This window comes from Acinetobacter sp. yr461 (assembly GCF_900110445.1).
GTDB lineage: Bacteria > Pseudomonadota > Gammaproteobacteria > Pseudomonadales > Moraxellaceae > Acinetobacter > Acinetobacter calcoaceticus.
In genome coordinates this window covers 524,860-536,205 of sequence record NZ_FODU01000001.1, presented here as the reverse complement: position 1 = coordinate 536,205, position 11,346 = coordinate 524,860, and the positions used below count along the sequence as shown (strand labels likewise).

Below are 11,346 nucleotides of genomic sequence, written 5' to 3'. Positions count from 1 at the left end.
CTGATTTTAAATAAAGTTTATGGTGTATTGATCATCCAACTAAATTAAGGAAATGTTCGATAATCGATAAAAATATCTTTAAATCGAACAAAAGATCATAGAATCACTAGAATGGAAATTTAAAATTATAAAAAATGCATGGAGAGGAATTCTAAGGTAAGTACTCAGGATTGAGTGATATTTAAAAACTCATGCTATTTCCTGTTCAGTACACCTAAAAATTTCTATTTTTTTCTGCTAACTGACGGAATATATATGACATACACTAAGGATGAAAAACGTAGCAGAATACGCGGTATTGTTGGTGCGGCCTCTGGTAACCTTGTTGAATGGTTTGACTTTTATATCTATGCAGTCTTTGCTACCTATTTTACACAAGCCTTAACTGCACCCGACATGGATAGTTCGACCAAAGCTATTTATGTTTGGGGTGTATTTGCTGCAAGTTTTTTCATGCGTCCTATTGGTAGTTGGATATTCGGGCGCATTGCAGATCGACATGGTCGAAAAAAATCAATGGTCATTTCTATTTGCTTAATGGCCTTGAGTTCCTTCTTATTTGCTGCCTTGCCTACCTACGATCAAGTCGGATTATTTGCTCCTTTTCTTTTACTCGTTGTGCGCTTACTTCAAGGTTTATCTGTAGGTGGTGAATATGGCGCCGTAGCAACCTACATGAGTGAATTAGGATTAAAAGGTCAACGTGGTTTTTACTCCTCTTTTCAATACGTCACACTCTCTGGTGGTCAATTACTGGCAAGTTTGCTCGGTGTAATTTTATTAGCATTTTTGAGTGAGCAACAATTACATGATGGCGGTTGGCGTATTCCGTTTGTCATTGGTGGGTTTGCTGCAATTTTATCTTTACTTGCTCGTAGTCGTTTGGAAGAAACACTTTCTCATCAAGATAGTGAACGTGAAGAATCTGGTAGCTTAAGAGAACTCTTTAAAAAACATTGGAAAACCTTTTTATTGGTGGTTGGTTATACCTCTGCGGGTTCATTAACTTTTTATGTGGAAACCGTTTATTCAAAGACCTATTTAACTAACTTAGGTATGGATGGAAAAACCGTTGGTTATATTATGACCTTCGCGCTATTTGTCTATATGTGTGCCCAACCTGTATTTGGTTCAATTTCTGACCGTATTGGGCGACGTGCTTCAATGCTGGCATTTAGCTTGTTATCTGCGATTTTTATCTATCCAATTATGGCGATCGGCATGCCTAATTATATAGATTCACCGATTATCATTACCTTGCTACTCATTTTTATGATGATGATCTTGAGCTTCTATACATCAATTAGTGGCTTAGTCAAAGCAGAGATGTTCCCTCCTCATGTGCGTGCACTAGGTGTAGGGTTCTCTTATGCGGTAGGTAATGCCATTTTTGGTGGATCGGCACCTTCAGTTGCATTGCAGTTTAAAGCTGCCGGAATTGAAAATACATTCTTTATTTATGTGATTGTCATGCTTATTATCTGTTTCTTATGTAGCCTTGCGCTGCCGAAAAAACCAGATTATTTAGAACATGACCATTAAATAAATGAGATGCCTTTTGTCCCAAGCAGAAGGCATCTTTAACCCTTAGCAAATTCTTTTAAAAAAGCCCACGGAAAAATCCCTTTATCATGCCCATCACTAAAACAAATTTGGGCGCCATATCCTTGATCGAACATTGCTGTCACTTCAATATTTTGATGCTCAATTTTAATTTGTTTAATCCTCTTGGCTCGGCAAAAGCCGCATGGGCAAATTTCTCTTAGATTTTGATGACTCAGACATACGCTTAAGCCATCACTCCATACAAAATGGACCTGTTTCTTAACAGTATCGACATGGATATCAGGTCTGGTTTGCATACTTCACCTCACCAATTTGATTTAATCCAATACGAATTGCTTTTCGAACTTCTGGATCAGAATCATGTTGATGCTGCTCTAATAGCATTTGAGCTTCTCGTGTGCCAATTTCTCCAAGTGCTAAAGCAACTTCTTTACGTAAATTGCTAATTTCATGTTTAAAATTAACTGCCAAATCTGCAACTGCCAAACTCGATTTTAACAATCCCAAACTACGTACAGCTGCTATTTGTACTTGCCAATAAGGATCAACTAATGCCTTAATTAAGGGTACTTCCAGTTCGGAAATACGTAATTTCCCAATAGTTAATGCAGACTCCACTCTTAACTGCCAACTTTCTGCATTTAGTGAATGATTAAGTGCTTGAATCACATCAATTGATAATTTTTTACTATAAGCCAAACCACCTGTTGCAATACGTCGTACTTCATCATCTATATCTGTTTCAACAATTTTTGCCAATATTGCAATGGCTTGATCTTGTTGCAACCAGCTTAAAGCACTCACAGCTTCACGGCGTACAAGAATATCTTGATGCTGTACCAAAGCTGATATTTCTGCAAAGAATTGCTGCGCTCGTAAAGGTTTTAAAGCGCGTAAGATTGCACTTTGTACAAAAGTGTCTTGATGCTGTAAATATGGTGCAAGTACATCGGCTGATGCAGCTTCTTTGATTTCACTCAAACTCTGGCTTGCTGCGAGACGCACATTAAGATTGGAATCACTTAAAGCCTGAGCCAATACCTCCAAACTGACGTGGTCCTCCCAACTTTCTAATTTTTTTGCGGCCTCTTCACGCACCAAAGCAGACGGGTCATGTTGCATTGCTGTATGTAGCCAAGGAAGTAAATCTGGATTTTCTTCGTCCCCGATGTTCATTAAAGTAACAAAACGAACCTTCTCATCTGGATGGTTCAACTGACCAAGAAATTCTTGATTATATTCATCTTGGTCATCTAAAGTTTGATAAAAACTCATTCGTATTCCTTGATTTGTGCTTTCTTTCCAAGCCCTAAAGGGTTTAAGCGGCTTAACTCTTCTTGTTGAGTGGCTTCCTTTAAAGTTTGCATGCAATGTTTTTTAATGGTTGTAAATTCACTACTCGTAACAAGTTCGATATCACGTGGACGTTCAAAATCAAGGTTGATTTCCTCAATAATTCGGCCTGGTCTATGGCTCATAATCAGTACTCGATCTGCCAGAAAAAGCGCTTCATCAATATCGTGGGTAATAAATAAAACCGAAGTTTGAATTTCTTGCCAAATGTCGAGCAATAGCATTTGCATCTTTAAACGGGTTTGCGCATCTAACGCACCAAAAGGTTCATCCATTAATAAGATGCGAGGTTCGTTAATAAGTACTCGTGCAATTTCAACTCTTTGCTGCATACCACCTGAAAGTTCAGCTGGAAATTTCTGCTCAAAACCTTTGAGCCCCACCAGATCAATCATTTTCTTTGCCTGATCTATACGATTTTGTTTACCGACTCCCTTCATTTTTAAGCCGAAAGCAATATTTTCAAGCACACTTTTCCATGGAAATAACGTATGTTGCTGGAACACTAGCCCTCTGTCTGGATGTGGTTCCAGAATAGATTCATTATCGACCGTTAAAGCCCCTGAACTAATGGGTAAATGTCCTGCCAAAGCACCTAGTAATGTTGATTTTCCGCAACCTGAAGGACCAAGTAGACAAATAAACTCACCAGGTTGTATTTCGAAATTAACCCGATCTAATGCTTGAAAGCGATTTTTGCCTTGTCCTAAATGTAGAGATAGATTTTGAATGCGCACATGGCCATGTTTAATCGACATTTTAAGACTTCCTCACTTGATACCATGGTGTAAATCGGCTTCCAATCACACGAACTAAGGTACTACTGAACATACCCAACGCTCCAATCAGCACCATGCCAACCACAATATTGCTATAGTTTTGCAAGGTGAACGATTCCCAAGTGAAATATCCAATTCCATGTTGACCAGAAATCATTTCAGCGGTGACCAAACAGAACCAACACGTGCCCATTCCAATGGATAAACCCGTAATAATGTTCGGTAATGCCCCCGGAATAATGACTTCATAAATAATGGCAAGATCAGAAGCACCTAGACTTTTTGCTGATGCAACGAGTCTTGGGTCAACTGCGCCAACGCCATGTACGGTGTTTAATAAAATTGGAAATAATGCACCAATAAAAGTAATAAAAATCATGGATGCCTCTGACGATGGAAAAATCAGAATCGCTAAAGGAATCCATGCAACTGCTGGAATTGGACGTAAAACCTCTAATGGCGGCATTAAAAATGCAGCGAGTTTTTGATAACGTCCTGCCAATAAACCAATACCTACACCAATCAGAGCAGCCAACACAAAACCAACCACCACCCGAAAGACACTAGATTCAACATGTTCAAATGCGGTGCTGAGTTGAAAAAATGACCACAGCGCATGGATGACATCTAAAGGTGTCGGTACATTGCTAAAGTTCACAATGCCTAAATTTATTTTAAACTGAGCAAGTCCTTGCCAAATTACTATCCAAAAAGCTATAGATGTAAAAGCGATGACATAGTTTTTAAAATGTGTCTTATATGCTACCAACTGCTGAAAAAATTTAATCAAAAATGTACTTTGGTTTTTAGGTTTTGTTTGGACTAAACTACACATTTGTCACCTCCTAATCATTAGCTAAGACAACACATCAGCTCTGTGTTACAAGCTGAACAGCTTTAAAGTCATATACTTTTCCGCCTTGTTGTTTAGCCCATTTTTCAGCATCATCTTTTAATAAAAAGGCCTGAATTTGTCCTGCTTTATCTGTGGCATACCATGCTAGATTGGCAAGCAACTTAATGTCGGACTGATGATCTTGGCTATAAACCACACGCACCGTTTTTCCTGCCGCTTGAATTTTCTTTAAATCGGAAAATGCATGTTCAGGTGTTTCATAGCTACGAACTTTTTCTTCACCCTTTACCCAAATTTGAGTCACACGATTAAACGTTTTGATGGGTTGGCCCGTTAAAGCATCATTTGCAACCAAAGGTGATTTTGCATAGTCAGCGAGTTGCTGGCTGTAATTTAGCCCAGAAGCCTGAAATGCATCTTTAATATATTGATCATCAATAAATTTATTTACATCGAGAGTGCCATCGTTTTTGCCTAGAACTTTTAAAGTGTCAACTGCGATTTGAGTTGCTTTTCGATATTCAGGTTTCCAAGTCAAGTCACGGGTTTGTAGACCTAATGGACCATGAAACAGATAGACCACCTCGGCAGGAATACCTGTTTTTTCAGAAATAAATTCACTATATTTTTCAGGTTGTTCTCGAATCAGACGATTTGCTTCAATGGTTGCTTGTAAATAAGCTTTTATGACTTCTGGATGTTGCTGTGCATAATCCTTACTGGCAAGTGAACCATGAAATGTCGGCGATTTTGCTTGTGAACCATCATAGATTTTTTTGGCAAAACCTTGGTAGGCAAATAACTCTCCAAAGGGTACAAAGTCAGCATGTGCAGCAATCTTATGACTTTTTAATGCAGGTCCTGCAACTTCAGGAGCCTGAGCAATCACTTTAATATCTTTATCAAGTTGCCAACCTTCAGCTTGAATGGCACGAAGTAACAGCCCATGGGCAGTTGAAGCAAAAGGTACAGAAATAGTCTGTCCCTTTAGTTCTTTCAGTGAGGTAACTTTTGAGTCAATTGGAACAACAATCGCATTGCCACTGCCATTAATACTGCCTGACAAAGGTGCTAAAAATATGCTTTCTTTTCCAGCCTTTTTAAAAGCCGCTAAATTATTTACAGCAGGAAAGTCGGCCATTGCTCCCAAATCTAGACGCCCAGCTACCATCTCACTGGTTAGTGGTGCACCAGAGGTGAAGTTTTTCCATTGAATGTCGTATTTAACATGCTTGTACTCACCATCTTTGGGTAAATATTTTGGTAATAAATTCAGTTCACGAACAAGTAATCCACCTGTTGCACAGTTAATGGTTGTGTCTTGCGTGCCAATGGCTACACGAACAGTTTCTGTTTTATTGCCGCACCCCAAAGTGCCAAGTACAATGGCACCAATTAAGCTACTGAGTAATAGTTTTCTATTGATCAATTTATTTTGTCTCATGTTGAGTATTCCAAATTAATTATTTGAGTAAGTATGGGATATTTACTTTGACTGCATCTGTTGGGCAGTCCTTTTCACATGGCATGCAGTACCAACACTCATCAAATTGCATATAAGCTTTTTGAGTTAGAGGATCGATTGCCAATAAGTCCATTGGACAAACATCCACACAGACTGTGCATCCTTTATCTGCAATGCATTTATCTTCATCAATAATGACGGGTGCGACAGTACGGTGCTGAACTTCTTTAAAAATAAAAGCCATTGTTTGAATTCCTGATTTATTTAGTCTGCAAGAGCAACATCTTTTTGAATGCGTAAACGGTCATAAGACACAGCTTCATCTTGATTAATTGGAACCACATAAGGTTCGATTGTTTTTTTGAAGCTGGTCATGTTGCCCTGTTCATCTTTTTTCAAATGTGCATGGCAGAACCAATCTGAGTTATTTTTTTGAGGGAAATCTGCTCGGTAGTGATAAAGGCCCCAACGGCTTTCCTCTCTAAACAGTGAGGCTCTAGCTGCCATTTCTGCACAGTCTCGAATAAAAGAAACTTCGGCAGCGCGCATCAATTCATGTGGATTTCTTGCAGAAATTCGAGCAATATCCTGTTTGATTTCTTCAAAACGTTTCAGGCCAATTTCCATTTTTTGGCGAGTTTTGGGTGGCTGCAAATAATCATTTACAAAACGACGCAGCTTATATTCCACCTGTTCCGCTGGTAAACCTTCTGGGCAATCAAGCGGTGCAAAGATTCGTGCTTTCTCTGCTTCTATTTCAGTTTGGTTTAATTCACTATCTTCAACTGCATTCACATATTGCGCAGCGTTTACTCCAGCGAACCAGCCATAGGTAAATGCACCAAGCATATAATTATGAGGTACAGCTGCCATATCACCAGCACTATATAATCCCTTAACCGAAGTCTCTGCTTTTTCATTTACCCATACGCCAGAAGCACTGTGACCACTACAAAAACCAATTTCTGAAATATGCATTTCCACCATATCTTGACGATAATTGGTTCCTCGGCCTTCATGAAAACGTCCACGGCTTGGGCGCTCATTGGTATGCAGAATCTCTTCAATGGTTTGAATCGTTTCTTCAGCCAAATGATCTACTTTTAAATAAACAGGACCATTACCACTTTCCAGCTCTTGGTAAAACTCCCACATCATTTGACCACTCCAGTAGTCGCACTCAATGAAACGTTCACCTTTACTATTGGCGGTATATCCACCCAATGGGCCTGTCACATAGGCACAAGCTGGGCCGTTATAATCTTTAATCAGCGGATTGATTTGGAAGCATTCCAAGTTGGCAAGCTCAGCTCCTGCATGGTATGCCATGGCATAACCATCGCCTGCATTGGTTGGGTTTTCATAAGTTCCCATTAAATAGCCTGAAGCTGGCAGACCTAAACGCCCTGCTGCACCACAACATAAAATGGCAGCTTTAGTTTTAATGACATAGAAATCGCCACTACGGCAGTCAAAACCTAATACCCCATTGATTGCACCCTGTTCATTTTTTAAAAGCTTCGTGGTGACAATCCGATTATTAATTTTGACCTGAGCACGCTTTAACTGACGATATAAAACTTTTTTAACATCATGGCCTTCGGGCATTGGCAAAACATACGCCCCCATGTGATGTACTTTTTTTACTGCAAATTCGCCAGTCTCATCTTTTTCAAATTTAATGCCCCATTGATCAAGCTGTTGAATAGTTTTAAAACTATGCTTGGCATAAGCATATACGGTTGCCTGGTTCACAACGCCATCGTTGGCAATCGTAATTTCTTTGGTGTATTGCTCTGGTGTTGCATACCCCGGAATGATGGCATTATTAAGCCCGTCCATTCCCATAGAAATCGCACCGCTACGCTTTACGTTAGCTTTTTCAATGAGTAAAACTTTTAAATTGGGATTTTCTTGTTTTGCTTTAATTGCTGCCATTGGCCCAGCAGTTCCACCACCAATAACCACAATATCAAACTCAAGATATTTAGTTTCCATTGTATATTCCTTATTTTTATTTCTATTCTTAACGATGAATACGTAAACGGTACTGGAAGGTATCGCCCGAAAAATAGAGATATTCATAGTCAATCGGTTGGCCATTTGCATCATGAGTCAAACGTTCGACCCGTAATACCGGAGTGCCGATTTCGACTTGTAGCAAAGCAGCTAATTCTTCATCTGCTACGGTTGCATCAATACTTAAGTCTGCGTGACCCAAAGGAATGTCACACTCTTCTTCTAGGGCTTTAAAAATATCGGTAGTACGTAAATCAATCGCTTTTTCTTTAAGTTTCAAACCAATGTGTTCTGGCAAATAAGTCAACTCATAAGAAACAGGCTGACGGTTTAGCAAACGAACACGCTGAATTTCATACACATTGGCTTTAACAGGTAGTTTCAATTTCGGCACGACATGCACAGGAATTTGTTTAAGTTCAGCCGAGATGACACGGTTTAAAATTTCATGTCCAGCAGATGACATTGCTTCAGCAAAGCCTTGTAAACTTGAAATGTTCTGAAAGGTTTTTGGCTTACTTACAAAAGTCCCTTTACCTGGAACTTTAAAAATATAGCCTTCTAACTGTAATTGGTTGAGTGCTTGGCGAACTGTAATTCGACTCACACCGAACTGTTCAGCAAACTCATTTTCAGATGGAATTTGACTCAGCACAGCATATTCACCATTTACGATTTTATTGAGAATGAGTTCCCTTAATTGATCGTAAAGAGGCTTATGATTTTTTTGATCTTGGGGTAGCTGGCTCACGACTTACAACCTGTTATAACAACTTGAGCAAATAATGTTTAAAATGTTTCCTCTTTGGAAATAATTTAAAGCGATAACTTTAGTTTAAAAAATAATTTCTATTAATTTCAAAGTATTGATATGTGCAAAAACGTAATATTGAAGAAATTATCATCAAAAGTACATTTGGCTTTGCTATGCTGTTAAAAATAATTTGGCCTTTCTAAAGCAGATATTTTTATAAATTAAGTTCTATTTTTGAAGAGATGGACATGCAACAAAAACAACAAAATACCAATGATGATTCAGTGGAACAGGTCACCTTCTGGCAAGCCTTTTTATTTTGGCTCAAGCTTGGTTTTATTAGTTTTGGGGGACCAGCTGGACAAATTGCAGTGATGCATCAGGAACTAGTTGAACAAAAACGCTGGATATCCGAAAAAAGATTTTTACACGCGCTTAACTACTGCATGTTGTTACCGGGCCCTGAAGCACAGCAATTGGCAACTTATATTGGTTGGCTTATGCACAGAACGGCTGGAGGATTAGTTGCAGGTATTCTATTTGTATTGCCCTCTTTATTTATTTTAATTGGACTGTCTTGGGTTTATATAAAATTTGGAGATGTTCCGGTTATTGCGGGAATTTTTTATGGGATTAAACCTGCTGTCACCGCAATTGTTTTTCATGCGACTTATCGAATAGGTAGCCGCTCACTTAAAAATAAGTTTTTATGGTTCGTCGCAATTGCTGCTTTCTTTGCTATTTTTGTTTTAAAACTTCCTTTCCCGCTTATCGTTTTATCGGCAGGTATTGCAGGCTATTTAACGAGTAAGAAATACCCTGAGCTATTTTCTTCAGCAGGTGGCCATAAAGCCAGCCAAAAAGATTATGGTCGAGCATTTATTGATGATGATACGCCCACACCAGAGCATGCTAAATTCCAATGGTCGCGTTTAGCTAGACTTATTTTTGTGGCTATCGGCTTATGGTTATTACCCATCTTAGCTTTAGGTTCATATTTTGGATGGCACCATTCTTATACTCAAATGGCATGGTTTTTTACTAAAGCTGCACTGCTTACGTTTGGTGGTGCATATGCCGTTTTACCTTATGTTTATCAAGGTGCAGTTAATAACTTTGGCTGGCTTTCACCTACTCAAATGATTGATGGACTCGCTTTAGGTGAAACCACACCGGGTCCACTGATTATGGTTGTTGCTTTTGTTGGTTTTTTAGGAGGTGTGAATCATGCACTACTTGGTCCAGAACAGCTATTTTTTGCTGGAGCACTCGGTGCTGTCATTGTGACTTGGTTTACTTTTCTTTTTTCATTTTTATTTATTTTTGCTGGCGCACCCATTATTGAATCTACCCATAATGAGATTAAGTTTACTGCCCCTTTAACAGCAATAACAGCTGGTGTGGTCGGTGTGATTTTAAATCTGGCACTATTTTTTAGCTACCATGTTTTGTGGCCACAGGGTTTTTCTGGTCACATTGATGTTGTTGCGGCTTTAATTACCATTGCAGCATTTATTGCCTTGTTCCGTTTTGAAATTAATGTGTTATACGTGATTTTTACATCTGCCCTTATTGGCTTGTTGGTTTATCTTTTATAGAAATTAAAAGATGAGTCATTTAACGTAACTGTGAAGGACTCATGCCATAAAACTGTTTAAAGCGATGGCTCAAATGGCTTGCTGAACTAAAGCCACATACCAATGCAATGTCTTGTAAAGAAAAGTGTGAAGACTGAATCAGCCCTTTTGCCTTGGTTAAACGTCTTTGCATGACATATTGGTGAGGTGCCATATTCATAGATTGTTTAAACATATGGGCAAAATGATATTCGCTTAAGTTCACGACATTTGCCAAATCTGACAAAGTCAGAGCTTGATCGAGATGATCTTCAATCCATTCTTGAATATATTTGAGCTTATGAGGCGCAAGCCCGCCTTTAATAACAGGCTGTTGCCATTTAACATTGCTATATCTTCGAATTAAATGATTTAGCAATAAACTGGCGGTTATACTCATTTGTAAATGGTTTGAAGAATCTTGCCAGTCACAGTCGAGTAAGAAAAACTGATATAGCGCTCGAATCCGTTCGTCGTCATTAAAGACAACTTCATTTAGTTCAATTTGATTAGGCTCTTTGTCCCATATTTTTTCAGCAACATCACGCAAATGTTGGTCGGTATAATACAAATGAACGAATTTAAGCCCACCTCGTATATCCCAAGTCGACTCCTGATGTTCAGGTAATAAACAGAAACGACCCGGCCCACCGCCATTTTTCCAGCCTACTGGTGTTTTTTGATAGCTTTCATAGCCATCTTGAATATAGAGACTCAAAGTGTGGTGATCGCTACAGACACTTACACGATCTTGCTGATTAGACCAAAATGCAAGTTGCATATTTTCATCAAGCACCACGGTTTCGTGAAGCTTGGCTTTAGATTGCTGTAGCTGTTCTAAAGTTTGATAGGCCATGCAAAATTAAAACAAATATCATTGAGCTTAAGTTAAACATATTCAGTAAAATTCAGCTAGTTTAGATCTATAAAAAACGCAA

At 38.8% G+C, this 11,346-nt stretch carries 11 protein-coding genes; 2 read left to right on the top strand and 9 right to left on the bottom strand.

The genetic code is table 11. The features are described 5' to 3' along the window. The first annotated feature begins 255 nt into the window (after nucleotides 1–255). Complete coding sequence (locus BMW38_RS02595; protein ID WP_092705688.1) at nucleotides 256–1,542, top strand: MFS transporter; 1,287 nt, start codon at nucleotides 256–258, stop codon at nucleotides 1,540–1,542. Between the two features lie 38 nt (nucleotides 1,543–1,580). Here BMW38_RS02595 and BMW38_RS02590 read toward each other — a convergent pair whose 3' ends face one another. From BMW38_RS02590 to BMW38_RS02555, 8 genes are read right to left on the bottom strand one after another with little or no spacing between them, the layout of a single operon-like run. Continuing rightward, nucleotides 1,581–1,862 (bottom strand): DUF971 domain-containing protein, encoded by a 282-nt coding sequence (locus tag BMW38_RS02590; protein WP_092705687.1) that lies wholly within the window; start codon nucleotides 1,860–1,862, stop codon nucleotides 1,581–1,583. Then, the gene (locus tag BMW38_RS02585; RefSeq protein WP_092705686.1) at nucleotides 1,846–2,841 is read right to left on the bottom strand and encodes a HEAT repeat domain-containing protein; all 996 of its coding nucleotides are present in this window, start codon (nucleotides 2,839–2,841) and stop codon (nucleotides 1,846–1,848) included. Before BMW38_RS02585 ends, BMW38_RS02590 begins: the two co-directional genes overlap by 17 nt. Further along, on the bottom strand, nucleotides 2,838–3,677 hold the full coding sequence (locus tag BMW38_RS02580) for an ABC transporter ATP-binding protein (RefSeq protein WP_092705685.1): 840 nt from the start codon (nucleotides 3,675–3,677) through the stop codon (nucleotides 2,838–2,840). Before BMW38_RS02580 ends, BMW38_RS02585 begins: the two co-directional genes overlap by 4 nt. A gap of 1 nt (nucleotide 3,678) precedes the next feature. Further along, nucleotides 3,679–4,533, bottom strand: a complete 855-nt coding sequence (locus tag BMW38_RS02575) for an ABC transporter permease (RefSeq protein ID WP_092705684.1) — start codon at nucleotides 4,531–4,533, stop codon at nucleotides 3,679–3,681. A gap of 34 nt (nucleotides 4,534–4,567) precedes the next feature. Continuing rightward, a complete protein-coding gene (locus tag BMW38_RS02570) occupies nucleotides 4,568–5,998 on the bottom strand; it encodes an ABC transporter substrate-binding protein (RefSeq protein WP_092705683.1) in 1,431 nt (476 codons plus the stop codon). A 19-nt stretch (nucleotides 5,999–6,017) separates the two neighbouring features. Further along, nucleotides 6,018–6,263, bottom strand: a complete 246-nt coding sequence (locus BMW38_RS02565; RefSeq protein ID WP_056479873.1) for a 4Fe-4S dicluster domain-containing protein — start codon at nucleotides 6,261–6,263, stop codon at nucleotides 6,018–6,020. Between the two features lie 20 nt (nucleotides 6,264–6,283). Next, the gene (locus BMW38_RS02560) at nucleotides 6,284–8,017 is read right to left on the bottom strand and encodes a fumarate reductase/succinate dehydrogenase flavoprotein subunit (RefSeq protein WP_092705682.1); all 1,734 of its coding nucleotides are present in this window, start codon (nucleotides 8,015–8,017) and stop codon (nucleotides 6,284–6,286) included. 28 nt (nucleotides 8,018–8,045) lie between these two features. Further along, a complete protein-coding gene (locus tag BMW38_RS02555; RefSeq protein ID WP_092705681.1) occupies nucleotides 8,046–8,789 on the bottom strand; it encodes a GntR family transcriptional regulator in 744 nt (247 codons plus the stop codon). Nucleotides 8,790–9,040: 251 nt separating this feature from the next. Between BMW38_RS02555 and chrA the strand changes: the two genes are divergently transcribed. Next, nucleotides 9,041–10,390 (top strand): chromate efflux transporter, encoded by a 1,350-nt coding sequence (gene chrA / locus BMW38_RS02550; protein ID WP_092705680.1) that lies wholly within the window; start codon nucleotides 9,041–9,043, stop codon nucleotides 10,388–10,390. Between the two features lie 19 nt (nucleotides 10,391–10,409). Here the strand turns inward: chrA and BMW38_RS02545 are convergent, their stop codons facing one another. After that, nucleotides 10,410–11,264 (bottom strand): helix-turn-helix domain-containing protein, encoded by an 855-nt coding sequence (locus BMW38_RS02545; protein WP_092705679.1) that lies wholly within the window; start codon nucleotides 11,262–11,264, stop codon nucleotides 10,410–10,412. Nucleotides 11,265–11,346: the final 82 nt, after the last annotated feature.

Excerpts from the sequence above, each read along its gene's own strand:
- BMW38_RS02595 (WP_092705688.1), top strand. The coding sequence starts at position 256 with ATGACATACACTAAGGATGAAAAACGTAGCAGAATACGCGGTATTGTT.
- BMW38_RS02590 (WP_092705687.1), bottom strand. The coding sequence starts at position 1,862 with ATGCAAACCAGACCTGATATCCATGTCGATACTGTTAAGAAACAGGTC.
- BMW38_RS02585 (WP_092705686.1), bottom strand. The coding sequence starts at position 2,841 with ATGAGTTTTTATCAAACTTTAGATGACCAAGATGAATATAATCAAGAA.
- BMW38_RS02580 (WP_092705685.1), bottom strand. The coding sequence starts at position 3,677 with ATGTCGATTAAACATGGCCATGTGCGCATTCAAAATCTATCTCTACAT.
- BMW38_RS02575 (WP_092705684.1), bottom strand. The coding sequence starts at position 4,533 with ATGTGTAGTTTAGTCCAAACAAAACCTAAAAACCAAAGTACATTTTTG.
- BMW38_RS02570 (WP_092705683.1), bottom strand. The coding sequence starts at position 5,998 with ATGAGACAAAATAAATTGATCAATAGAAAACTATTACTCAGTAGCTTA.
- BMW38_RS02565 (WP_056479873.1), bottom strand. The coding sequence starts at position 6,263 with ATGGCTTTTATTTTTAAAGAAGTTCAGCACCGTACTGTCGCACCCGTC.
- BMW38_RS02560 (WP_092705682.1), bottom strand. The coding sequence starts at position 8,017 with ATGGAAACTAAATATCTTGAGTTTGATATTGTGGTTATTGGTGGTGGA.
- chrA (WP_092705680.1), top strand. The coding sequence starts at position 9,041 with ATGCAACAAAAACAACAAAATACCAATGATGATTCAGTGGAACAGGTC.
- BMW38_RS02545 (WP_092705679.1), bottom strand. The coding sequence starts at position 11,264 with ATGGCCTATCAAACTTTAGAACAGCTACAGCAATCTAAAGCCAAGCTT.